General features: G+C 67.8%; 16 protein-coding genes. 10 read left to right on the forward strand and 6 right to left on the reverse strand.

From position 1 onward, the window contains the following. Positions 1-53: 53 nt before the first annotated feature. On the forward strand, positions 54-1,097 hold the full coding sequence (locus tag QZ753_RS14275; protein WP_294644514.1) for a zinc-dependent alcohol dehydrogenase family protein: 1,044 nt from the start codon (positions 54-56) through the stop codon (positions 1,095-1,097). Positions 1,098-1,154: 57 nt separating this feature from the next. Here the strand turns inward: QZ753_RS14275 and recA are convergent, their stop codons facing one another. Beyond that, a complete protein-coding gene (gene recA / locus QZ753_RS14280; RefSeq protein ID WP_090959655.1) occupies positions 1,155-2,228 on the reverse strand; it encodes a recombinase RecA in 1,074 nt (357 codons plus the stop codon). A gap of 205 nt (positions 2,229-2,433) precedes the next feature. Here recA and QZ753_RS14285 point away from each other — a divergent pair, with 205 nt between their 5' ends. Both QZ753_RS14285 and QZ753_RS14290 read left to right on the forward strand, forming a co-directional pair. Further along, positions 2,434-3,345, forward strand: coding sequence for a PfkB family carbohydrate kinase (locus tag QZ753_RS14285; protein WP_294644516.1), 912 nt, complete (start codon positions 2,434-2,436; stop codon positions 3,343-3,345). Positions 3,346-3,356: 11 nt separating this feature from the next. Further along, positions 3,357-4,268, forward strand: coding sequence for a pseudouridine-5'-phosphate glycosidase (locus tag QZ753_RS14290; RefSeq protein WP_294644518.1), 912 nt, complete (start codon positions 3,357-3,359; stop codon positions 4,266-4,268). 4 nt (positions 4,269-4,272) lie between these two features. On the opposite strand, the gene cckA is transcribed toward QZ753_RS14290, so the two are convergent. Next, entirely contained in the window at positions 4,273-6,819 is a 2,547-nt protein-coding gene (cckA, locus tag QZ753_RS14295; protein WP_294644520.1) for a cell cycle histidine kinase CckA, read from the reverse strand. Between the two features lie 252 nt (positions 6,820-7,071). Here cckA and QZ753_RS14300 point away from each other — a divergent pair, with 252 nt between their 5' ends. After that, positions 7,072-8,814, forward strand: coding sequence for a flagellar biosynthetic protein FliO (locus QZ753_RS14300; RefSeq protein WP_294644521.1), 1,743 nt, complete (start codon positions 7,072-7,074; stop codon positions 8,812-8,814). Positions 8,815-8,886: 72 nt separating this feature from the next. Here the strand turns inward: QZ753_RS14300 and dksA are convergent, their stop codons facing one another. Beyond that, entirely contained in the window at positions 8,887-9,303 is a 417-nt protein-coding gene (gene dksA / locus QZ753_RS14305; RefSeq protein ID WP_090959666.1) for an RNA polymerase-binding protein DksA, read from the reverse strand. A gap of 282 nt (positions 9,304-9,585) precedes the next feature. On the opposite strand from dksA, the gene QZ753_RS14310 reads away from it, so the two are divergent. The 4 genes from QZ753_RS14310 (at position 9,586) to QZ753_RS14325 (ending at position 13,280) form a co-directional block, all read left to right on the forward strand. Beyond that, entirely contained in the window at positions 9,586-10,077 is a 492-nt protein-coding gene (locus QZ753_RS14310; protein WP_294644522.1) for a histidine phosphatase family protein, read from the forward strand. 81 nt (positions 10,078-10,158) lie between these two features. Continuing rightward, complete coding sequence (locus QZ753_RS14315) at positions 10,159-11,616, forward strand: YcjX family protein (protein WP_294644523.1); 1,458 nt, start codon at positions 10,159-10,161, stop codon at positions 11,614-11,616. Continuing rightward, positions 11,613-12,653, forward strand: coding sequence for a YcjF family protein (locus tag QZ753_RS14320; RefSeq protein ID WP_294644525.1), 1,041 nt, complete (start codon positions 11,613-11,615; stop codon positions 12,651-12,653). Before QZ753_RS14315 ends, QZ753_RS14320 begins: the two co-directional genes overlap by 4 nt. Positions 12,654-12,746: 93 nt before the next feature. Continuing rightward, on the forward strand, positions 12,747-13,280 hold the full coding sequence (locus tag QZ753_RS14325) for a hypothetical protein (RefSeq protein ID WP_294644527.1): 534 nt from the start codon (positions 12,747-12,749) through the stop codon (positions 13,278-13,280). 4 nt (positions 13,281-13,284) lie between these two features. Here QZ753_RS14325 and folK read toward each other — a convergent pair whose 3' ends face one another. Both folK and folP read right to left on the reverse strand, forming a co-directional pair. Beyond that, complete coding sequence (gene folK, locus QZ753_RS14330; protein WP_294644529.1) at positions 13,285-13,788, reverse strand: 2-amino-4-hydroxy-6-hydroxymethyldihydropteridine diphosphokinase; 504 nt, start codon at positions 13,786-13,788, stop codon at positions 13,285-13,287. Then, positions 13,785-14,645, reverse strand: coding sequence for a dihydropteroate synthase (gene folP, locus QZ753_RS14335; protein ID WP_294644530.1), 861 nt, complete (start codon positions 14,643-14,645; stop codon positions 13,785-13,787). Before folP ends, folK begins: the two co-directional genes overlap by 4 nt. A 155-nt stretch (positions 14,646-14,800) precedes the next feature. Between folP and QZ753_RS14340 the strand changes: the two genes are divergently transcribed. Beyond that, entirely contained in the window at positions 14,801-15,358 is a 558-nt protein-coding gene (locus QZ753_RS14340) for a DUF922 domain-containing protein (RefSeq protein ID WP_294644532.1), read from the forward strand. Between the two features lie 17 nt (positions 15,359-15,375). Here QZ753_RS14340 and QZ753_RS14345 read toward each other — a convergent pair whose 3' ends face one another. Next, positions 15,376-15,696, reverse strand: coding sequence for a 2Fe-2S iron-sulfur cluster-binding protein (locus tag QZ753_RS14345; RefSeq protein ID WP_055884414.1), 321 nt, complete (start codon positions 15,694-15,696; stop codon positions 15,376-15,378). A gap of 494 nt (positions 15,697-16,190) precedes the next feature. Here QZ753_RS14345 and QZ753_RS14350 point away from each other — a divergent pair, with 494 nt between their 5' ends. Further along, a complete protein-coding gene (locus QZ753_RS14350; protein WP_294644534.1) occupies positions 16,191-23,210 on the forward strand; it encodes a hypothetical protein in 7,020 nt (2,339 codons plus the stop codon). The last annotated feature ends 625 nt before the right edge of the window (positions 23,211-23,835 follow it).

Raw genomic sequence — 23,835 nt, forward strand, 5'->3', positions numbered from 1 at the left:
CGTTGCGACGCCGTTGCGGTGGAGGATGCTCCTGTCAGACGGAGCGCCGCACGATGAAAGCCATGATCTTCGAGACCTTCGGGACCGAGCCGGACATCCGGCAGGTTCCCGATCCGACCCCGGCCCCGGACGGCGTCGTGATCGAAGTCATGGCGACGGGTCTATGCCGCAGCGACTGGCACGGCTGGGTGGGGCACGACACCGACATCCGCGTGCCGCATGTGCCGGGACATGAGTTCGCTGGCGTCATCGCCGCCGTCGGGCGGGATGTGCGGGGCTTCACGCCGGGCGAGCGTGTCACCGTCCCCTTCATCGCCGCGTGCGGGCATTGCCGCGAGTGCCACGCCGGGCACCAGCAGGTCTGCGAGGCGCAGTTCCAGCCCGGCTTCACGCATTGGGGCTCGTTCGCCGAATTCGTGTCGATCGATCGGGCGGACAACAATCTGGTGCGCCTACCGGAGAGCATGGATTTCCGGACGGCGGCCAGTCTCGGCTGCCGCTTCGCTACATCGTTCCGCGCCGTGGTCGACCAGGGACGCGTGCGAGGCGGCGAATGGGTCGCGGTGCATGGCGCCGGCGGCGTCGGCCTGTCCGCCGTCATGATCGCGGCAGCACTCGGCGCGCGCGTCGTTGCGATCGATGTTGCGGACACGAAGCTTGAACTGGCACGCAGGATGGGAGCGGCTGCGACCGTCAATTCTCGCGAGGTTTCCTCCGTGGTCGAGGCGGTCCGCGAGATTACCGGAGGCGGGGCGCATGTCTCGCTGGATGCGCTGGGTCATCCCGAGACCTGCTTCAACTCCATCGCCAATCTCCGTCGCCGCGGCCGCCACGTGCAGGTGGGGCTGATGCTGGCGGACAACGCGAAGGCGTCGATCCCCATGGCGCAGGTCATCGCCCATGAACTGGAAATCTACGGCAGCCACGGCATGCAGTCGTGGCGGTACGACGCGATGCTGGAGATGATCCTCGCTGGCTCGCTGCGTCCCGATCGACTGATCGGCGAGACGCTGTCGCTGGAAGCGGCGGTCCCCGCTCTCGTCGCCATGGGCCGCAGCGCGCCGGACGGCATCGCGATGATCGACCCGAAGATCTGAACCGTTCCCGCAGCACAAACGAAAGAGGGCGCCTCGCGGCGCCCTCTTTCGTCATAATCACTCGGCGTCGTCGTTCGGATCCGGGCCGCCGTTCTGCAGAAGCTGCTCGGCGATCAGCCCTGCGTTCTGACGGATCGCGGACTCGATCTCGGTGGCCACCGCCGGATTGTCGCGCAGGAACTGCTTCGAGTTCTCACGGCCCTGTCCGAGACGCTGCGAGTTGTAGGAGAACCAGGCGCCCGACTTCTCGACGATGCCGGACTTCACGCCGAGGTCGACCAGCTCGCCGACCTTCGACACACCCTCGCCGTACATGATGTCGAACTCGACCTGCTTGAACGGCGGTGCGAGCTTGTTCTTCACCACCTTGACGCGGGTCTGGTTGCCCGTGACCTCTTCGCGCTCCTTGATCGAACCGATGCGGCGGATGTCGAGGCGCACCGAGGCGTAGAACTTCAGGGCGTTGCCGCCCGTCGTCGTCTCGGGCGAGCCGAACATCACGCCGATCTTCATGCGGATCTGGTTGATGAAGATGACCATGCACTTCGAGCGCGAGATCGAGCCCGTCAGCTTGCGCAGCGCCTGGCTCATCAGGCGAGCCTGCATGCCGGGCAGCGAGTCGCCCATCTCGCCTTCGATCTCGGCGCGCGGCGTCAGCGCGGCGACCGAGTCGACCACGAGCACGTCGATCGCGCCGGAACGGACGAGCGTATCGACGATCTCCAGTGCCTGCTCGCCCGTGTCCGGCTGCGAAATTAGGAGGCTGTCGAGGTCGACGCCGAGCTTTCTGGCGTAGACCGGGTCGAGCGCGTGCTCGGCATCGACGAAGGCGCAGACGCCGCCGCCCTTCTGGGCTTCGGCGACCGTGTGGAGCGCCAGCGTGGTCTTGCCCGACGACTCGGGGCCGTAGATCTCGACGATGCGTCCCTTGGGAAGACCGCCGACGCCGAGCGCGATGTCGAGCCCCAGCGAACCGGTCGAGATCGTCTCGATGTCGAGCTTCTCGGTGGCACCGAGCCGCATGATCGAGCCCTTGCCGAAGGCCCGCTCGATCTGCGACAGGGCTGCGTCGAGCGCCTTTGTTTTGTCCACCGATGTATCCTCAACGAGACGGAGTGAATTCTGGGCCATGGGTCAGGACCTTATTCCATGAGCGATGGTGGGGTGCAACGTCGTTACCGTGGCTCTTCATGTACCTCTTTTGTTCTCATTTTGCAAGGCATGATCCCGATGTGTTCTCGTGTTTGCGGACTGATTCGTTCGCGTGAACGTCGTCGGAGTGGGTGAGCGAACGTTGACGGCCGACTTGGCGCTACGCCCGGCATCGATCGTGCTGGTGGGTGCCGCCCACGTCGACCAGATCGCGATATCCGACGCTCCGTTCCACCCCGGCTATTCCAATCCCGGGCGTGTCATCGAGCGTGTTGGCGGCGCGGCCTTCAACGCCGCGAAGGCGCTCCGCGTCTTTGGACACGAAACGGCTCTCGTCAGCGCGTGCGGCGGCGACGAGGCGGCGGAGCGGATCGGCGCGGAGTTCGACCGTCTCGGAATTTCCGACGCACGGATCGCGTGGCTCGATCGCCGCTCGGCCACCTATACCGCCCTCGTGGACGTCGGCGGCGATCTCGTCGGCGGCGTCGCCGACATGGAGATCTACGATCGACTGAACCCGCGCGTCCTGTCGCGGCGTCATGTCCTCGACCGCGTCGCGAACGCCGATGGCCTCATCGTCGATGCGAACCTGTCGTCGGCAGCGCTGGCCCATCTCGCTGCGCTGAAACCGGCCAGCCTTGCCGCTATCGCCGTCTCGCCCGCCAAGATCGTCCGCCTCGCCCCGGTTCTGCGAAGCCTGTCCGTCCTGTTCGCCTCGCGGATCGAAATCGCGGCGCTGCTCGAGTTGCCGACCGAGGCGAGCGACGGCGAATTGGTCGCGGCCGTCCGGACGGCCGGGTTGGCGCGAGCGGTGGTGACGGACGGGGCGCGACCTATCCTCGTGGTCGAACCGGCTTCAAGCTGGCGGCAAGCGCCGCCGACAGTCGACGCCGTCGTCGACGTCGTCGGCGCCGGGGATACCTTGGCCGGCACCGCGTTCGGCGCCTGGCTCGGCGGCTTCGCCTTCACGGACGCGGTGCGCCTCGGTCTCGCCGCAGCGTCGTTGCGGATCGGTTCCGGCCTCGACGAGGCCTCGGCCAGGCAAGCCCGTGCGATCGCTGCCGCCCTTCCAAACCCCGATTTCATTCTGACTTGACGGAGCGTCGCGTGTCCCAGCCCTTCCAATGTTCCCCTGCCGTTCAGGCCGCCCTCGACGCCGGGCGCCCGGTCGTCGCCCTCGAATCGACCATCATCACACACGGCATGCCGTGGCCGCAGAATATCGAGATGGCGCGCGGCGTCGAAGCCCTGATCCGTGCGGAAGGCGCCGAGCCCGCGACGATCGCCGTCCTGGATGGCGTGTTGCGCATCGGGCTCTCCGACGACGATCTGGTGGCGCTCGCCCAGACGACGGGTGCGATGAAACTGTCGCGTGCCGATCTCGCCTTCGCGATGGCGACCGGACGAACGGGTTCGACGACGGTCGCAGCGACCATGATCGCCGCGGCGCTCGCGGGCATCGCCACGTTCGCCACCGGCGGCATCGGCGGCGTGCATCGCGGCGCGGAATCGAGCTTCGACGTCTCGGCGGACCTCGACGAACTGGCGAGAACCACGGTCATCGTCGTGTGCGCCGGGGCGAAGGCTATTCTCGACCTTCACAAGACCTTCGAGGTCCTGGAAACCAAGGGCGTACCGGTGATCGGCTACGCGACGGACGAACTGCCGTCGTTCTGGTCGCGTGGTTCCGGCATCGCCGCGCCGCTGCGTCTCGACAGTCCGCAGGAGATCGCAGCGTTCCAGCGCGCGCGTGAGGCGATCGGCCTGGAGGGCGGGATGCTCGTCACCAATCCGCTCGCGCCCGATCTCGAGATCGACCGCGAGACGGTCGGCGGCTGGATCGAGGCGGCGCTCGCCGACGCCGACGCGGCCGATGTGCGGGGTAAAGCGGTGACGCCGTTCCTCCTGAAGCGGATCTTCGAACTGAGCGGCGGTCGCTCGCTGGAGGCGAACATCGTGCTCGTGCGCTCGAACGCGCGGCTAGCCGCTCAGATCGCCGTCGCCAGCGCTCGACGCTGATCGCCTACTCTTCGAGCGCTTCCTTCACGGCCACGGCCAACTCACGGAGCGAAAACGGCTTTGGCAGGAACCCGAACTTCTCGCCGTCGGGCAGGTTCTTGGCGAACGCGTCCTCGGCATAGCCGGAGACGAAGATGAACTTGAGGTCCGGCCGCTGCTTGCGCATCTCGCGCAGGAGGGTCGGGCCGTCCATCTCGGGCATGACGACGTCCGAGACGACGAGGTCGACCTTGCCGCCGATCTCCTCCATCACGTCCAGCGCCTCGAGACCGCTCGACGCCTCGTGGACCTCATAGCCCCGCATCTTGAGCGCGCGCACGTTGCCGGCTCGCACGTTGTCCTCGTCCTCGACCAGAAGGATCGACGCGGTGCCGGACAGGTCCTGCTTGGCATTGGAGGCGGCCGGGGACGGCAGTTCCCCCTTGGCGGCGGGCACGTCGACCGGGATGTGCCGCGGCAGGAAGATGCGGAAAGTGGTACCCTCGCCCGGCTTCGTCTCGACGAAGATCGATCCGCCCGACTGCTTGACGATGCCGTAGACCATCGACAGCCCGAGACCGGTGCCCTTGCCAATCTCCTTGGTGGTGAAGAACGGCTCGAAGATGCGCTCGGCGACGTCCGCCGGCATGCCGGAGCCGGTGTCGGAAACCTCCATCAGGACGTAGTCGCCCTCGCCCAGCTCGCTGTAGCCGAACTGGGCGGCCTCCTCCGCCGGCACGTTGCGGGTCGAGATGATGACGCGGCCGTTCGTCGACATCGCGTCGCGCGCGTTCTGCACGAGGTTGGTGACCACCTGCTCGAACTGGCCGATGTCGGCCATCACGGGCCACAGGTCGCGCGCGTGCTGGCGTTCCAGCTTCACGAGGTCGCCGGAGATGCGCTTCAGGAGAAGGTGCATATCGGCGATCACGTCGGTCAGGTTGAGCATCTTGGGACGCATCGTCTGACGACGGGAATAGGCGAGAAGCTGGCGCACCAGCGAGGCGGCGCGGTTGGCGCTCTGCTTGATGAGAAGGAGATCCTGGAACGAGGGATCGCCCGTCCGGTGGTTCAGGAGCAGGAAGTCGACCGACGCGGTGATGATCGTCAGGACGTTGTTGAAGTCGTGCGCAATGCCGCCGGCGAGGTTGCCGATCGCCTGCATCCGCTGCGACTTCGCGAACTGGTCCTCCAGCGTCCGCTGCTGCGTGATGTCGACGCCGTAGAGGATCGCGACCTCGCCCGATCCGTCGCTGACGTCGGCGTTGGCGCTGAGGTAAAGGCGTGCCGAGCGGGTCGGCTCGCTGGTGAGGTCGACGTCGAGCGACGGAATGCCGGCCTGGCCGCGCATCGCAGCCGAGACGGCCTGACGCAGGGCTTCGCGATTTTCCTCCCGCAGGCAGTCCGAGACCGCCGCTCGCCCCATCGCCGCCTCGTCTCCGAAGAGGGTGGCAAAGGCGGCGTTGGCGCGGGTAACGCGGCCATTGGCATCCATCGCAGCGATCGCCATCGGCGAGGAATTAAAGAAGCGCGTGAAGCGGATTTCCGCGGCGCGCAGGGCATTCTCGTCGTCGCCGCGCGGCGCGCGGTCGAGGACGAGGGTCCGCGTCAAGCCGGGCGCACCGTCGGCGGTTCGGGTCGCATTGCGCAGGAGCCGCACCGGCAGACGCTGCCCGCCCGAGGTGACGAGATCGAGGTCGAAGCTCTCAACGGCGCCCGGCGCGCGCTGGTCGCCGGCGCGACGCAGGAAGCTCGACGCACCCTCGCCCAGATAGTCCTGGATCGAGCGCGAATAGGGTTTGAAGGTCGCCAGATCCAGCGACAGCCAGTCCGCCAGCGTCGCGTTGATGTAGGCGATGCGCCCCTGCTCGTCGGCGGCGAAGAAACCGGCGGGGGCGTGGTCGAGATAGTCGATGGCGTGCTGCAGGTTCTTGAAGAAGGACTCCTGCTCCTCGCGCTCGGGCGTGATGTCGGCGATCTGCCAGAGTTGCAGCCCTGCCGCAGCGTCGCCGAACGGTCCGACCGAGGCACGATACCAGTGCGGCGAGGACGGACCGGCGCTGCCGAGACGACGCGTCAGGCGAAATTCCTCCTGCCCCGGCTTGTTCTCGCGCGCGATATTCGCGAGCCGGTAGATCGCCTCGGAGGCCTCGGCCTCGCGCGACAGGAGCCGTTCCAGCGTGCGGACGGACGACGCTCCCGCGGCGCCGGTTTTCTCGCCATAGGCATTGTTGGCGTAGATGATCCGACCCTTGCGGTCGGTCACGAGCATGCCGACCGGAAGCGAGTTGAGCGCTTCGCGGGCGATGTCGGCGTCGGCGATCCGCGGCCCGACATGGAGGAACCCGAGCGCGAGGCCGAAAACGGCCGCAATCCCGCACATCGCGAGGATCGCGAACATAACGAGCAGCGCCAGCGCGCCGTAGGAGTGGCCGAGAAGCGCCAGCGTCGCAGCGAACACGAAGACGAAACCGGCAAGGAACAGAAGACGGCGAACGCCGCTCGAATCGGACCGTCCGTCGATCAGCGGCTTATCGCTCATGTGCGTGGCGGAAGCGGGCGTCTGGTCCACAGCAGATGTTCCATATGCGAACGATCGACCCTTCCGAGGCAAAGCCGAACAGATTAATGCGGGACGGCACGGGCATGAGAATCTGTCGAATTTGCGCCATCCGCAATCTCTCGACATGATGGCACGGCACTATGTTCCGAAGCTGACGCGGCGCTGGAGCCTGATCGGCGGAACTCTAGATGGCAGGCATGGCGTCGTCCGGCGGAACCGTCCCGGTTCCATCGCATACGAAGGCCCAGGAGGATATGGTAAATGCGTGAGTGGCTCGCGAGCATCGTCGGCGAAAGCCTCGCCCCGATCATGACGGTGATTCTGGCGGCCGCGCTGGTGGTGCTCTTGGCGCTCGTCCTGATCGGGCTGGCGAAGCGCGTGTTCGCCGGCAGCGGCGGCATCGGTGGCCGCTCGCGCGCCCCACGCCTCGCGGTGCTGGACATGGCGCCCGTCGACCCGAAGCGCAAGCTGGTGCTGGTTCGCCGTGACGATGTGGAGCACCTCATTCTAATCGGCGGCCAGAACGATCTCGTCGTGGAGCCGGGGATCGTGCGCGGCCAACCTCGGCGGGCGCGCCAGGAGCCCGGTTTCGCCGAGCCCGAGCAGCGCACGGCACCGCAGCCCCAGCCTCAGCCCCAGCAATCGCTTCCCCACCGTCGCACGCCGCGCCCGACCGTCCAGCCCGTCCCGAACGACGGGCAGCAGACGGGCGAACACCCGTCGCTGGCGCCGATCGCCGAAACCCCGGTCATGCCTGTTCCGGAGCCACGCCAGCAGCCCGTTTCGCGCGCGCAGGCGTCAGCGCCGGAGCGCGTCGCTCCGATCGAACCTCGCGTCGTCCCGCCCGTTGCAACACAGCAGCCCCAGCCGCAAGCCGTGGAGCCCCACGTCGAGCCGGAGATTATTCCCCCGCTGATCGTCGCCCCGACCGTGCCCGTGGTGCCTGCACCGATGCCGGTCGCGGCTTCACCCGTTCGCGCGGTGGAGGAGCAGATCCCTGCCCGCCGCTCGGAGCCGGCTTTCCCCGTCGAGCCCGCAGTGCCGTCGCGCCGCGCGGGAGACGTGACGCCGCCGGTGTCCGCGCCGCCGTCGCGCAGTCTGCCGACGACGACCTTCGTCGAGCCGCCCGCGCGCCGGTCCGAGGCCCCCCCCGCCGTTCCCGTCGCCAGCGCCCAGACCTATGAGCCGCCGCGGCAGGCCATCATTCCGCCGGCACCAATCCAGCGTCCGCCCGCCATTCCGGTCTCTCCGGCGGCGGCCGGGCCTATATCGCCTGCGGCGCAGCCGCAGCAGCAGCCGAACGCAACGCGCCTCCCCGCAGCCCAGCCAACGCAGCCGCCTGCGACACCGCCGGTGTCCGCGCCGCCTCGCTCGATGGCGACACCGACACTGCCTCAGCCCTCCCGCGCGACGCCCGTGGCGCCGCCCGTTCGCAACGAAGCCGACGTGACACCGGCGCGCTCGTTCTGGTCGACGACGCCCGCGGCGCCGGCCGTGGGGTCGTCGCCCGCGGGACGAGACGACGAGGCTCTGCGCTCCGAGCCCGAGGACGTGAGAAGCGCTCCGCCAAGCGTTCCGCCGTTGCCGGAGCGCATCCCGGTGCGCTGGCCGTCCGCCCCGGTTGCTCCGCGCGCCGATGCCGACGCGGACGCCGAAGTCGGGTTTGCCGGTCCCAAGGCGGATGCCGATACCGCAAGCCCCGCGCCGCTCTCGGTCCGCAGCTTCGCGTCGACGATACAGGATCGTCGTGCGTCGCCGCCGGTCGAGGCCTCGCCCGTCGTAAACCCGCCCGCGCGCACGTCGCCCGTGACGCCTCCGCCGGCCCCGCCCGTCTACGCCGCCGCTCCGATCGCTCCAGCCGCGCCGGTCGCCGTGGCCTCGGATGTGCAAGGCTCGGATCCGCAGAGCCTGCCGCATGAGGAAGCGGAACGGACACTGACGCTCGAAGAGGAGATGGAGCGCCTGCTCCACGACTTTACGATCGACGTTTCCGAGCGGCGCTGAACCGTCGAAGCCAACGAAAAAGGGCCGCGCGAGCGGCCCTTTTTCGTATCCGATCCAAGTCCGCGAAACGGCCTACTCGTCGCGGTAGACCTTCTCGCGGCGCTCGTGGCGCTCCTGGGCTTCCAGCGAGAGCGTGGCGATCGGCCGGGCGTCGAGGCGACGCAGGCTGATCGGTTCTCCGGTCTCCTCGCAGTAGCCGTAGGTCCCGTCGTCGATACGCTCGATGGCGGCATCGATCTTGGCGATCAGCTTACGCTGCCGGTCGCGGGCGCGGAGCTCGATGGCCCGGTCGGTTTCGGACGAGGCCCGGTCGGCCGCGTCGGCCAGATTGGCGTTCTCGCTGGCGAGAGCCTCCAGCGTCTCACGGGACTCGCGAAGGATATCCGCCTTCCATCCGAGGAGCTTCTTGCGAAAGTACTCCTTCTGGCGGTCGTTCATGAAGGGCCCGTCTTCCGGCAAGCCGGTTCCCAACGGAAGGGTTTCACTCATGCGGATCCTCCATCTGCACCTTGCGCGGGCTTATAGCGACCGTTGGAGAACCGGACAAGTTGCCCGGCGGACCCTGCGGCTTTTGCTCTCGCCATCGCTAAACCGCGAAAATCGCAGCGAATTTGTGACATCCCGGTTCCGACCTCTTCGCTTCGTCAGCCCGGGTCCAGCCCCGACGGTCGCCGGGACAAGCGAACCGACTTCGCGCTGCGGTTGCGGACCGCCTCAACCGACCGCCAGCCGATTCTCGACCTTCGGTGCGGCTTGTCCTAACGAGGAAACATGACGGCTGAACGCACGATCCACATTCTCCGCCACGCCCATTCCTCGTGGGCCGTGCCCGGGCAGCGAGACCATCAGCGTATTCTCGACGATCGCGGGCGTGCTGATGCAGCGTCGCTCGCGGCCAAGCTGCGCGAGACGGAGGTCCCCGTCGGGTCCGTCGTCTGCTCGACCGCGGTGCGCGCGCGACAGACGCTCGATCTCGTCCGCAGCGCTCTGCCCGCTGAGGTGCCGGTGCGGTTCAGCGACGATCTCTACGCCTTGGGGGCCGAAGCTTATCGAGCGGAGATCACTGCATTCCAAGGGCCGGGTGAACTGCTGCTGGTCGGCCACAATCCGACGATCGAGGACCTCGCCATGTCTCTGTGCGAGATGGATGCGGCATCACAGGGGCAACTGCGGGGCGGCGTCGGAACGGCATATTGGCTGATCGTCGATCTTCACCGAGGACCGGATCTCGACGGTCGCCTGCGAGCCATCATCAAGCCTTGAGCCCGCCGGTCTGTCGAGAGCGTCGGACGCCGACTATATGAGCGCGACCAGGATGCCTCTCCAAGACCCGATCGGTTGCCCATGCCATCCATTGCCGACGAAGCGCGGATCGTCTTCGACAATCTCTCGGATCGAGGGTCCGGGCTGTTTCATCCGACGCTCCGGCTTGGTGTGGCCGGTCTGTCGCGGGCCGGCAAGACGGTCTTCATCACCGCGCTCGTCCATAATCTCCTGCATGGCGGGCGACTGCCGATGTTCGAGGCCCAGAGCTCCGGGCGCATCTCGCGCACCTATCTCGAGGAGCAGCCCGACGACGCCGTACCGCGCTTCCAGTACGAGGATCACCTGCGCGCGATGCTTGAGGATCGCGTGTGGCCGCAGTCGACCCGCGCGATTTCGCAGCTCCGGCTGACGGTCGAGTACGAAACGGCGTCCGGCTGGATGCGCTTTCTGTCGCCGGGCAAGCTGTCGATCGACATCGTCGATTACCCCGGCGAATGGCTCCTCGATCTGCCGCTGCTCGAAAAGGACTTCGCGACCTTCTCGGCGGAATCGCTCGAGCGTGCCCGCCTGCCGTCCCGCGATCGCATGGCGCGCCCCTTCCTCGATGCACTCGCCGCGATCGATCCCGCAGCGACCGCCGACGAGACGACGAGCCAGCGGCTGAGTTCGACCTTTGCGGACTACCTGCGCGCCTGTCGCGAGGACCGGACGGCGCTTTCGACCCTTCCACCGGGCCGGTTCCTGATGCCGGGAGACTTGGAAGGCTCGCCTGCCCTCACCTTCGCACCGCTGCCCGTCGAGACGGGCCGCACCTATCCGAAGGGGAGCTACGGTGCCGTGCACGCGCGGCGCTACGAGGCCTACAAGACCGTGGTCGTGCGCCCCTTCTTCCGCGACCACTTCGCCCGGCTCGACCGGCAGATCATCCTCATCGACGCGCTTCAGGCGATCAACGCCGGTCCCGAGGCGGTGCAGGATCTCGAGACGGCCCTCAGCGACATTCTGGCCTGCTTCCGCCCGGGTCGGGCGTCGTGGCTCGGCTCGATCCTGACGCCCCGCATCGATCGCATCCTCGTTGCCGCGACCAAGGCCGACCATCTGCATCGCACCAGCCACCAGCGCCTCGAGAACATCGTCCGCCGGCTCGTCGACGGCGCGGTGGATCGCGCTCGCCTGTCGGGCGCCCAGACCGACGTCGCCGCAATGGCCGCGGTCCGCGCCACGCACGAAGCGACCGTCACGGATCGCGGCGAGACGCTGCCGGTGATCGTCGGCACCCCGATAGAGGGCGAGGAGATCGGCGGTCAGCGCTTCGACGGCCGCACGGAAACGGCTGTATTTCCGGGCGACCTGCCGGACGACGCGTCCCGTATCCTGCGCGCCGGTCCGGACGGCACGGGGGCACTCGATCCGCTGACGTTCGTGCGGTTCCGCCCGCCCCGGCTGGAGCGATCCGCCGAAGGCGCGACCTTGTCGCTGCCGCAGATCCGTCTTGACCGCGCGCTCCAGTTCCTCATGGGAGATCGACTGGCATGAGCGAAACGCCCCGTCGCCCGTCGGCCTTCCCGATCGATCCGCCGGCTGCCCCGCCGCCCATCCGGTCCGCGCGCGAGCCGCGCAGCATTTCCGATCTCGCACGCGTGACGATCGAGCCGGACGACGCGCTGGAGGCAGAAGCCGCAGCCCGTCTGGACGCCGACCCCGCGACCCGCCGCCGACGCGGCTTCTCGTTCGGGAAGCTGGCCATGGGCGCGCTCGGCGCCCTCGCCTCGCTTGCCTTCGGCCTCGCCCTCGACAGCCTCGTGCGCGACCTCTTCCAGCGCTCGGACTGGCTGGGCTGGGCGGCCCTCAGTCTCGCCGGGCTTCTCGTCGTGGGCCTCCTCGGCGTCGTCGGCCGCGAGGCGATCGGGATCATGCGGCTGAACGACGTGGAGCGCGAGCGGCGGGACGGCCGCCGTGCCTTCGAGACCGATTCCGCCGCCGAGGCGGAGGCCGTGGTGGCTCGGCTCTCGAAGATCGTGGCGTCGCGCCCCGAGACCGCGGCCGGTCGCGAGAGACTTCATGCTTCGCGCCACGACGTGATCGACGGACGCGACCTCGTCACCCTCGCCGAGCGCGAACTCCTCCTGCCGCTCGATGCCCGGGCGCGCGCGTTGGTCGTCGCCTCGTCGAAGCGCGTGTCGGTGGTGACGGCCGTCAGCCCCCGGGCCTTCATGGATCTCGCCTTCGTCCTGTTCGAAACGGTGAGGCTGATCCGGGTGGTGTCGTCGCTCTACGGCGCCCGGCCGGGGGCGCTCGGCCTCGTGCGGCTGGTGCGCGACGTTCTGGCGCATCTCGCGGTGACGGGTTCGATCGCCGTCGGCGACGGCATTGTCGGACAGGTCGTGGGCCATGGCCTGGCGGCCCGGCTATCCGCGAAACTCGGCGAAGGCCTCGTCAACGGACTGCTGACGGCGCGCATCGGCATTGCCGCGATGGACCTCTGCCGGCCGCTGCCGTTTCTGAGCGTCCAGCGCCCACGGATCGGCGACTTCCTCAACGAACTCAAGCCGATGGGTGGCGAGAAGCCCTGAGCATTGCCAGGACGACGGGCAGCGTGCGAAAGGTTCGGTTAACCGTTCCGCGCGATAGATAGGCCCATGTCCTTGCCGCTCCGAAGGCCCGCCATGTTCCGTCCCGCCGTCGCCGGATTGTCGCTTCTGTCGCTCGCCTGCGTCGGCTCCCTGCCGGCTCGCGCGGCCGATGTCGACCAAGCCTTCTTCAACTCCGTGTTCGGGCGCTGGTCGGGACCGGGCGAGATCGTGGCCGGCAAGTACAAGGGCACGAAGTTCGTCTGCGACCTGTCCGGGCTCCAGCCCGACAAGGCGGTCGGCATGTCGCTCGATGGCGCCTGCCGGGTCGGCATGTTCTCGCAGCCGATGAACGCGACCTTCACGAAGGGCGGCTCGTCCTACAAGGGCACCTTCCTCGACGGATCGGGCGGCAAGGGTCTCGACATCGTTTCGGGCGACGTGTCGGGCAACAAGGTTGTCGTCGGGCTCGATCGCAAGCAGCTGAAAGGCGCGATGGTTGCCCGGCTCGAAGACAAGAACAAGCTGATGATCACCATCTCGGTGCAGGTCGCGGGCGAGCTCGTCCCGGTCATCGGGATGACGCTGAAGCGCGACGAGAGCGTAAAGCGCGCCGCCCTCGCCGACTGACGGCTCAGGCCGTCCGCCACCAATCCGCGGCCAGATCGCGCCGCTCGATGCCCGACGTGTCGAGCGAGCGCAGATGCTCGATGACGGACACGCCTTCGACCGAAAGTTGCGGGGCGATGTCGGCCAGGGGCACGAGCACGAAGGCGCGGTCCGCCATCCGCGGATGCGGCAGCGTCAGCCGATCGCTCGCAAGGCTCCTGCCGCCGAAATCGAGAAGGTCGAGGTCGACGGTTCGCGGACCCCAACGCACGCTCCGGTCGCGGTGCAGGCTCGCCTCCACCGAAAGGCAAAGCGCCAGAAGTTCCTCCGCCTCCAGGCTGGTCTCGACGCATGCGCAGGCATTGAGGAACGGCGGCTGCTCGACAGGTCCCCACGGCGGGGTCCGGTAGACCGGCGAAACGGCGGCGACGCGTGTCGCCGGGTCCGCGTCGAGCGCGCGAAGCGCCTCGGCCATCGCGTGGACGGGGTCGCCGATATTGCCGCCGAGCCCGAGATAGGCCGTGGTCATCGCCGCCCCCTCGCGAGCGCTGCATCGACCACCGCCAGCGCGTCGCGTGTCGGGGCAATCGCGTGCACCCGGAAGATCGAGGCCCCGCGCTCGCGCATTAGGACGCTGGTCGCCGCGGTGGCGATGTCGAGATCGCCCTCGTCTCCGTCGAGAACCCCGCGCACGAAGCGCTTTCGCGAGGTACCGACGAGGATCGGAAAGCCGAGCGGGGCAAGTTCTCCAAGACGCATCATCAGTTCCAGGTTCTCGCCGGCATCCTTGGCGAAGCCGAATCCGGGATCGATGACGATCTGCTCGTCGGCGACGCCTGCTGCTCGCGCGATTTCGATCGAACGGGTGAGAAAGGCAATCTGATCCGCGATCACGTCCGTCCGCTTCTGCCGCTCGCGGCCCGTGTGCATCAGGCAGAGCCCAGCACCAGTACGCGCCGCCACGCGCGCAAGGTCGGGCTCGCGCTGGGCACCCCACACATCGTTGACGATCGATGCGCCGGCTTCGACGGCAAGCGAGGCTGTTTCGGCGCGATAGGTGTCGATCGAGATGGCGACCTTCGAGCGGGCGCGCAGCGCCTCGATCACAGGCAGCACCCGCCTTTGCTCTTCCGACGCCTCGACCGGCTCGGCGCCCGGCCGTGTGGATTCGCCGCCGATGTCGATGATCTCCGCGCCGTCCTCCACCATCGCCAGCGCAGCATCGACCGCGCGTTCCACATCGCCGTCGAAGCGTCCGCCATCGGAAAAACTGTCCGGCGTGACGTTCAGGATGCCCATGATCGTCGATTTCGGGCCGAGATGCAGCGTACGACTGTGCGCGAGGCGCCACGTGCGGTCGGTTGTCACGCAGGCTGGCGACATCATCGGTAGTTCCCCTGCCCGTTACTGACGACCGCAATATTTCCGCAATCGTCTCTTGTAACTCTTGGGAACCCGCGTAGCGTAGGGGTCAGATGTTTCAAGGGTCGAGGCCAGCGACGATGCGGCGACTTCTGATCTGCAGCCTTGCGGCTGGATGCATGTCCACCGGCTTGGCCCACGCGGCCGAGATCACCGAGCGCACCACCTATTTCATGGTGCGTGGCGCGACCTTCGCCGAGCTGGACAAGGCGCTGGGGTCGAACGGTCCGCTTCTGGGTGGCGGCGAGCGCCATGCGGGATCGACCAAGGTCACCTTCAGCCGCGACCTGGAGTTCAAGACCGAGAAGACGGGCTGCCACGTTTCGCGCACCAACCTCCGGCTCGACCTCGTGACGACGCTGCCCCGCTGGAATGCCCCGCGCGGGGCCGACGTGCATACGCGCACGATGTGGAAGGTGCTGCAGCACGATATTGCCGAGCACGAGGCGAAACACACGGCGATCGCCAAGTCCTGGCTCGACCGGATGAACCGCGAGCTTCTGGCGCTGCCCGCCGAACCCACCTGCGCCCGCATGGAGATGACCGCATCGCGGCGCTCTCAGGACATGCAGCTCGCGCACGCCAAGGAGCAGAACGGCTTCGACCGCGCGGAGACGCGGGTGGTCGACTCCCGCCTGAACGCCAAGCTCAGCGCCGCCATCAAGTCCGTGCGCTAGCACCGCAGGACGACCGGTCAGGCCTGCCGGGCAGGCACCGTCAGGGTCAGTCCCGCCAGTTCGGGCCTGACACGGATCTGGCAGGACAGTCGCGAGTTCGGCCGCACATCGAGCGCGAAATCCAACATGTCCTCCTCCATCGCCTCCATCGGCGGGAGTTCGGCGAGCCGGGCCTCGTCGACATAGACGTGGCAGGTCGCGCAGGCGCATGCCCCGCCGCAGTCGGCATCGATACCGGGAACGTCGTTGCGGATCGCAGCCTGCATCACGCTCCCGCCGTCGGGGGCGTCGAGGTCGTAGCGGGTCCCGTCGGAAGTGATGAAGCTGATCGCGGTCATGCTCCGCGGGTAGAACGACGCCGGCCCCGGGTCAACCGTCTCGTAACCGCGCGATCCGCCGACAGGCCCGATGGTTATCAACAGGCGCGTGACCGCGCTGCCTCGCGGGACGTGATCGCGAGAATGCGACCCAATCGATTGACGCGTCCTCGTGCCGCAAGGGGCGCCCGATTTGATTCGGCCCCGCAAATGCAGGTCGACGCGACGTCATGTCGGGGACCGGGTCGAACCCGCTTCCGCCGATCGCAGTCAAGAGAAGGCTATCGGCGAAACCGGCATTTCCAAATCGGCGTTAACCAAATGTTTAAACTTGTATCAAAGCCCGGAATTGCGGGTTTCCTTCCGCCGCGGGGGCCTCTAATTTGAGAGCATGTAAAAGGCCCGCCCTCCGTGTGTCCGAGGGTGAGCCGGTAATGGCCGGGTGTTTGTTGGCGCGCGACAGGGCGGCGGGTCAGCGATCATCCCGCGAGTAAACGAGTACGGGGCGGCGGGTCATGTCGAAGATCAAGACGGCTGAACAGCTATCGGACGAAGCAGTCACCGAGCTGGAGGCGGCGCTTCAGGACACGGATTTCCTGGGCTCCGACCCCGAGCAACCGCAGGTGAGCGGTACGGCCGAGGGGCATGTCGAGAACGACACGCTGGCCGCGTCCGAGATCAACATCGAATTCGCCCTGAACGAGTTCGACCGCTCCGTCGAGGAGGCGACCAGCGCCCTGCGCGAGGAAAGCGCCGTGATCCCGGCTGCGCCGTCCGAACCGCCTGCCACTGACGCAGACGTTCCGCCCGAGCCGGACTTCCAGATCGCGGAGGAGGAACTCATCGCCTCTCTCGGCGAAATCGAGCGCGTCGATCCGCCCGCCGCCTCCGATCGCCTCGGAAGCGCCGTGCCGCCGGTCGCCGCGGCGATCGCTGCCGGGACCGCCAGCACCGCCGCTCAAGACGCCCCTTCCGCCCCGCCCGTCCGCCGAGAGGCAACCGCGAAGCGACCCGAGCCTGCCGCCGCTCCCGAGCCCGTGCGGCCGTCCCGAACGCGGGACTTCAAGGCGAGCGTCGCCAATGACGAGCAGCGTTCCGCAGCGGTTCGTGCCGACGCCCTTCTCACCCGCCGTTCGTCCCGCCGCACGCTGGTCATCGGCGGTGTCGTCGCCGCAGCCTGGGCCCTTCTAGCCGGTGCGGCGTCCTTTGCCTTTATCAGCGCCGGCAGTTCGCCGGTTCCCGAGGGGCTGACGCTGTCGCTTGCCGCGTTGGCCGTGGTGCTCCCGGCCCTCCTGATCATGGCCTTCGCCGTGATGGTGCGCCGCTCGCAGGACCTCCGTCTGATGAGCCGGTCCCTCGCCGAGGTCGCGCTGCGACTGGCGGAACCGGAGAGCATCGCCGCCGAGAAGGTCGCCAGCGTCGGCAACGCCATCCGCCGCGAGGTTGCGGCGCTCGGCGAGGGCGTCGAGCGCGCGCTGTCGCGAATGGGCGAACTCGAGGGCATCGTCCACAACGAGGTGTCCTCGCTCGAACGCGCCTACGCCGACAATGAGGTCAAGATCCGCTCGCTCGTGACGGACCTATCGTCCGAGCGTGAGGCGATGCTCAGCCATGCGGAAAAGCTCCGCTCGTCGGTGGTCGGCTCGCACGACCGGCTGATCGGTGACGTCGACACGGCTTCCACCCGCATCATCCAGCAGGTCGAAGAGGCGACGCAACGCTTCCACTCGCTGCTCGACGAGCGCGGTGCCGCGCTGTCGCAGGCCTACGAGGATCGCAGCCAGGCGCTGACGGCCATGTTTGACGCTCGCAGCCGCGAGATCGAGAGCGAACTCACCGGCAGCAGCACCGCCGTCATCCAGCGCATCGGCGAGACCGCCGAAGAGACTACCCGGCGCCTGGCGCAGACCGGTGAAGAGCTCGCCCTCTCCCTGCGGGCCCAAGCCGAAGAGCTTCAGGCTCGCTCCGACGAGCTGGTTCAGCGCGTGTCCTCGATCAGCGAGGACGCGGGCGAGCGCCTGCGTCAGTCGAATGAGGTCGTCCTGCGCCAGCTGGCCGAGCGGACGGAGAACCTCGCGACCGGCTCGGAGACCTTCGACCGCCGCCTGACGGAAACCCTCGACGAACGCTCCGCTCGCATGATCGGCGAGAACGAGGCTCTCATCGCTTCGCTGACCGCCGGTCTCGACCAGCGCCTGACACATCTGGCCACGGAGACCGAGCGCCTTCTCGGCCGTCTCGACGAAGCGTTCGACAGCCGCATCCAGAATGCCACAGCCCTCCTCGGCTCGCGCAACGACGACGTTCTCGGCCGCTTCGACGAACGGCTGGCGCAGCTGGAAGCCGCGCTGTCCGGCAAGGGCGCCCAGCTCGTCCAGACCATCGAGGGTCAGGCGCAGGCGATCGATCGCACGGCCGATCGACTGGCTCTCACGCTCTCCGAAAGCTCCGGCAGCTTCGCACGTACCGTTGCCGAGCGTGCCGACGAGATCCGTCACGCCATCGACAGCGGTCGCGAGGGGCTGACCGCAGCCGCCGAGAGCGCCCGGCAGGGGATCGACGCCAGCTTCGCCAATCATTCCGATCACGTGCGCTCGACCTTCGATGCCCAGATCGGCTCGCTCGGCGCCGTCCTCAGCGACCGCGCTGCCGATATCGACACGTCGCTCGCTTTCGCCCAGCAGACGCTCCTGGCCCAGTTCGAGGAGCGCGGAAGCGCCCTCACCCAGTCAATTGAAAGCAATGTCGCCCGCATGGAGGCGATCATCGGCGGCGCGGAAGGTCGGATGGTCTCCGGCGTCGCAGAGCGCGCCGAGAAGCTCGAGGCGGCGCTAGCCGCCGCCGATACGCAGGCCGACGACCGGTTCCAGACGCGCCTCGATCGCATGAATGCCCTTCTGGCCGAGCGTGGATCGGCGATCGAGGTCGCGATCGACCAGCGCACGCAGCTCCTCTCGAATGAGTTCGAGACGCGTCTTGCGTCGCTTGACCGCCTGCTGGCCGACCGCACCGAGCGGTTCGTCGCCGACTTCGACGAGCGCAACGAGACGCTGACGACCGGCCTCTCGGATCGTATCGCAGCCAACGAAGCCTTCATGCGCGACAGCGGCGAGCGCCTGTCCATGTCGCTCGATCTCTACACCTCGCGCGTCGGTGACGACGTCATCGGGCGTTTGGAGGCGGCCCTGATGATGGGCGACGATCGTCGCCAGGAGTTCCTCGCCAACCTCGAGACCCGCACGGCCGGGATCGAGGCAAGCTTCGAACAGTCCGTCGAGCGCGTGGTCAACGATCTTGCGCTGCGCGTCCGCGAACTGTCGGACACGGTCGACGCGTCGCATCAGGGTCTGACCGCGAACCTCGACGAGCGCACCGCTCGCTTCGCCCGCGACATCGACCACAACGCGGGGACGGTCCTGTCCGCGGTCGAGAACGCCTTGTCGCTCCTGATCCAAGGGCTCGACAGCCGTGGCACCTCGCTGCGCGATGCCGTGGAGAACGCCCGTGGCGCCATCCTCGACGGACTCGACGAGCGCATCCTCTCGATGCGCCAGATGGTCGACGCCTCGGAAAGCTCGCTGATCTCCGATCTCGACGAGCGCACGACCCGGCTCGCTGCCACCCTCGACGGCGGCAACGCAACCATCCTCTCGACGCTCGAGACCCGGATCACCGCGCTTCGCCAAGCGCTGGTCGAATCCGACGGCCTGCTGGCGACCGCGATGGACGAGCGTCGCGACAACCTCACCTCCGCGATCGAGGACGTCGCCGGCTCGTTGGCCGCCACCCTCGGTGACCGCGCCGATGACGTGCGCCGCGTGCTGGAACAGAGCGCCGGCAACGTCACGACGGCTCTCGAGACCAAGCGCGAAGAGATCGTCGCGGCCCTGGCTGCCGGCACGGTCAGCCTCGCCGCCGCCGTCGACGAGCGGACCAACGCCATCACGGAAAGCCTCGAGCGTGGTCTCGGCAACGTCGAGCGCACGCTCTCCGGCCGTACGGCACTGATCGCCGACACGCTGCGCGAGTCGATCGTGGCAGCCTCTACCAAGATGGGCGAGGAAGCCGACCGTGCCCGCGCCGGGCTGGAAACCGAAACCCAGAAGATCGCCATCATCATCGGCGAACTCGGCTCCACGTTCCGCTCGTCGTCCGCCGAGGCCCAGGCCGAGTTCGTGGCCGAAGCCGGACGCTTCGAGGAGCGCATCAAGGCGGTCGTCCAGTCGGTGCAGGAGACGAGCCTGACGGCACGCGACGAACTGACGGGTCAGAGCGCGCAGATCGCCGAGGGCATCGTCCTGTCGGCGGAGTCGATCCGTCGCATCGGCCAGGAAGCGCAGGAGCGTTTCGCCGCCGAGGCGCAGCAGCTGGGCCGGCAGGTCACCGACGTCGCCGGGCGCATGCGCGCGGATGCCGAGGAACTGCGAGAAGCGCTGGCCCTCGAAGGCGACGCCTTCACCACGCAGATCGGCGGCGCTTCGCTGGCCATGCGCAGCGAGGCCGAGGCGGCCCGCGAGCGCCTGTCGGAGGTCGCAAACGAGTTCGCCGGCGGTCTCGAAGCCATGGCCGATCGCCTGCGCCAAGACGCCGAGGCGGCTCGCCAGATCGTTCAGGATCAGGCGCAGTCCCTCTCCGGTGACATCACCGACGCATCGGACAGGCTGCGCCTTATTGGCGACCGGACCCGCGAGCAGTTCGCGACCGACGCCGCGCAGATTCGCGAGGAAGTCGCGGCTGCCGCGTTGCAGGTGCGCGAGCAGTCCGATGCGCTCCGCCGCGAGGTCGCGGAACAGACCGCCGCGATCGGCGCCGAGTTCACGGACGCGAGCGGGCATCTGCGGGAAGCGGGTGAGCAGTCGCGCCGCAACCTCCTCGACGATGCAGGTCGCATCACCGGCGAGGTCGCCCGCGTCGTCGAGGCGATGCGCGGCGAGACGGACCGTGTCCGCGAGCGGATCGGCGAGACGGCCGGGCAGATCGTTGCCGAGCTTACCGGCGCGACCGATCGCTTCGAGGCGAGCTCCGGCGACGTTCGCGAGCGCTTTGCGGCCGATGCCGCGCGGGTCGTCGGCGAGATCGACGCCGTCGCGTCGTCGATGTCCGAGCAGGCCGAGGGCGCCCGTCATCGCTTCCTGGCCGATGCCGAAAGCTTCGCCGAGCGCGTTCGCGGTGCATCGACGCTGATCCGCGACGAGACCGGCCGCAGCGTGTCGCTTCTCGGCGAGCGGGCCGATGGTTTCGTCGGGGAACTGGCGACCTTGTCCGATCGTCTGGCGACGCTTCTCTCCAACACGTCCGGTGGCCTCAACGAGAGCCTGTCGCGGTCGATCATGGACCTTCGCGCCGAGATCGATGGAACGTCGGAGAGCATCCGCAGCGACATCCTCTCCGTGGCGGCCAACATCCGCGACGAGACGGCCCATGTCTCCGGCGAAATCCTGCGCGAGGCCGAGCAGGCCCGCACGGCGCTGAGCGCCGAAGGCTCGCAGGTCGTGCTCGGCCTGTCGGCCGCCGCGACCGCGCTGCGGCTCGAGGCCGAACGGGCCCGCGACCAGATTGCCGAGATCACGACCGGTTTCGGTGCCGAGATCGCCGATCGTGTCGCCTCCTCCGAGCGCGACCTGTCGGACAGCTCGGACCGCGTCGCGGAGCGCTTGGCCGAGCGCACCCGCGCCCTGTCGCAGATCCTGGCCGACCGCAACGCTGAACTCGCCAACCTCATCGAAACGCGGACGCAGCCGATCGTCGACGCGCTGTCCCAAACCGGCACGGCTGCGATCGAGGCTTTGGAGGGAACGTCGGATCAGGTCGCCGAGCGCCTCCGTGCCGAGAACGCGGCTGTCGTTGCGGACTTCATCCAGCGCACGGAAGAGCGCGTCCAACGCCTCAGCCGCTCGTCGTCGGAACTGATCTCCGCCCTTGACCTTCGGTCCGAAGAAGCGGCGACCCGCGTATCGAGCATGCAGGGCCAGTTGGGCCAAGAAATCACTCAGCTCCTCGATCGTCTCGACAACAGCAACGAGACCCTGCGCACGATGCTGGAGGATGCCAGCGGCTCGATCGGCCGCGTGGAGACTTCGCTCATCGACACCCGGGACCGCTTCCGCACCGAAGCGCTCCGCCTCGAAGACGAGATCACCTCGTCGTCCGACCGTCTCGAGCAGTCGATCGCCCGCATGGACGGCGTCACGTCGACGGCCTTCATGCAGATCGGCGGCATGACCGAGAAGTTCGCCGAGCATGGACGCCTCCTGTCCGATGCCGCGCGTCTTCTCGACGAAACGCAGACCAATCTGCAGGCGACGCTGGAAGAGCGCCATGAGGGGCTCACGCTCCTCGCCGGCACGCTGGCCGACCGCTCGCGGGACATCTCGACCACCCTCAATTCGTTCGAGGGTGTCGTGGATCGCCTGTTCTCCGAGGCCGAGGCTCGGGCTCGCGCCGTGGCCGCGACCGTCAACGGCGAGCTCGGCTCCAGCCTCGGCGAAGCCGAACAGCAGCTGGAGGAGACCGAGCGTCGCTCGCAGGCAGCTGCCGAGCAGATCCGCGAGGCTCTGCGCTCGGTGATTGAGGAAGCGTCCGAGAAATTCGCGGGGGCGACGGCCGATATGCGCCGCGCCGCCGGGGACATGCGACGCGAGTTGGAGACGGCCCGCACGGAAATCCGCCGCGGCGTCTTCGAACTACCGGAGGAAACCCGCGAGAGCACGCGTGCCATGCGTCGCGCGGTGTCTGACCAGATCCGCGCGCTGCGCGAACTGAGCGACATCGTCTCGACGTCGGGCCGCGCTCTCGATGTTCGCAAGCCGTCCACCGAGGATCGCGGCACCCGCGCTGCGCCTGCTGCCGAGGTGGAGCGCCGCGCTGCATCGCCGGCTGTCGGCGGAAACCTTGCCTACGACGTACGCGGCAATGCCGAAGGGTCGCGGATGCTTGCATCCCAGCCGACCGCCGCTCCGGTCCAGCCTGCCCGGTCCGGCGAGTTCTCGCCGCTTCGTCCGGCCGCTCCGGCTTCTGCATCTGCGATCCCCGCGCCGACCAACCCGGCCGCTCATCAGGCGGCGGGTGATGGCGATGGCGGATGGGTGTCCGACCTCCTGCGTCGCGCTTCGCAGGATGAGGACGATGCACCCGAGGCGCCGGTGACGACGTCGGCACCTGAGGCCGCCCGTGCGGAGCGCAGCCAGGCCCACGTCGTGGACTCGCTCAACTCGCTGTCGGTCGATATCGCCCGCGCCATCGATCACAACGTCTCGGTGGAACTCTGGGACCGCTACCGCAACGGCGAGCGCAACGTCTTCACCCGTCGTCTCTACACGATGAAGGGCCAGCAGACGTTCGACGAGATCCGTCGCAAGTATCAACGGGATGCCGACTTCCGGCACGCCGTGGATCGCTACATCGCGGACTTCGAATCCCTGCTGCAGGACGCGTCCCGCCGCGATCCCGACAACACGCGGAGCAAGTCGTACCTGACCTCGGACACGGGGAAGGTCTACACGATGCTTGCGCATGCCTCCGGGCGCTTCGACTGAGCGAAACCGACGAGACATGCGAAACGAAAATGGGCGGAGCTGCGAGGCTCCGCCCATTTTCGTTCAATGAAGCCGGCAGGCGGGAAGGATCAGGCAGACTAACGCCGAAGGTCTGGATTCGGGTTGCTCGCACGCGATCGCTGGGACCCGTGCGTAACGGAGAACGGTACAACTCTTTTCACGCCGCACTGAGCTTCATAAGACCGATATCCCGCTCCTCGATCCCGACGCGAACGTTCTCACCGCTGCCGGATCTCGTCGATGGTGAGCGGTTCGGATCGGAATATTCCGACCAGCGTCGCATGCTCCTGATCGATCGTGATGACCTCGACGTCCAGGTCACGCAAACCCAAATCGGGAGACCACCCTTCGTCTCTGCAACTTCGCCGGACAGCACTCGTCAGCCGTGAGGCTGACGGTTCACCTCAACTGACCAACGAGCGAGACCAAGGGCGAAGCCGATGCGGAAAGACTATCAGCCCAAAGCGTTTTCCGTCCGGGTGAGATGGTTGGCATGGCAGTGATTTCGGTTCGCGCCGAGGGGCGTGAAGAGAGCGACGCCGTCGCATCGTGGCCGACGAGCAACATCGATGTGAAGCGAAGGCTAGTCGCACCGCGAAAGCCC

This window comes from uncultured Aureimonas sp., assembly GCF_913775355.1.
Taxonomy (GTDB): Bacteria; Pseudomonadota; Alphaproteobacteria; order Rhizobiales; family Rhizobiaceae; genus Aureimonas.

Bases quoted from the DNA above. Each gene is read 5' to 3' on its own strand.
- dksA (WP_090959666.1), bottom strand. From the start codon at position 9,303: ATGAGTGAAACCCTTCCGTTGGGAACCGGCTTGCCGGAAGACGGGCCC.
- QZ753_RS14345 (WP_055884414.1), bottom strand. From the start codon at position 15,696: ATGACCGCGATCAGCTTCATCACTTCCGACGGGACCCGCTACGACCTC.
- QZ753_RS14320 (WP_294644525.1), top strand. From the start codon at position 11,613: ATGAGCGAAACGCCCCGTCGCCCGTCGGCCTTCCCGATCGATCCGCCG.
- recA (WP_090959655.1), bottom strand. From the start codon at position 2,228: ATGGCCCAGAATTCACTCCGTCTCGTTGAGGATACATCGGTGGACAAA.
- QZ753_RS14300 (WP_294644521.1), top strand. From the start codon at position 7,072: ATGCGTGAGTGGCTCGCGAGCATCGTCGGCGAAAGCCTCGCCCCGATC.
- QZ753_RS14350 (WP_294644534.1), top strand. From the start codon at position 16,191: ATGTCGAAGATCAAGACGGCTGAACAGCTATCGGACGAAGCAGTCACC.
- folP (WP_294644530.1), bottom strand. From the start codon at position 14,645: ATGATGTCGCCAGCCTGCGTGACAACCGACCGCACGTGGCGCCTCGCG.
- QZ753_RS14325 (WP_294644527.1), top strand. From the start codon at position 12,747: ATGTTCCGTCCCGCCGTCGCCGGATTGTCGCTTCTGTCGCTCGCCTGC.
- QZ753_RS14310 (WP_294644522.1), top strand. From the start codon at position 9,586: ATGACGGCTGAACGCACGATCCACATTCTCCGCCACGCCCATTCCTCG.
- folK (WP_294644529.1), bottom strand. From the start codon at position 13,788: ATGACCACGGCCTATCTCGGGCTCGGCGGCAATATCGGCGACCCCGTC.
- QZ753_RS14315 (WP_294644523.1), top strand. From the start codon at position 10,159: ATGCCATCCATTGCCGACGAAGCGCGGATCGTCTTCGACAATCTCTCG.
- QZ753_RS14275 (WP_294644514.1), top strand. From the start codon at position 54: ATGAAAGCCATGATCTTCGAGACCTTCGGGACCGAGCCGGACATCCGG.
- QZ753_RS14340 (WP_294644532.1), top strand. From the start codon at position 14,801: ATGTCCACCGGCTTGGCCCACGCGGCCGAGATCACCGAGCGCACCACC.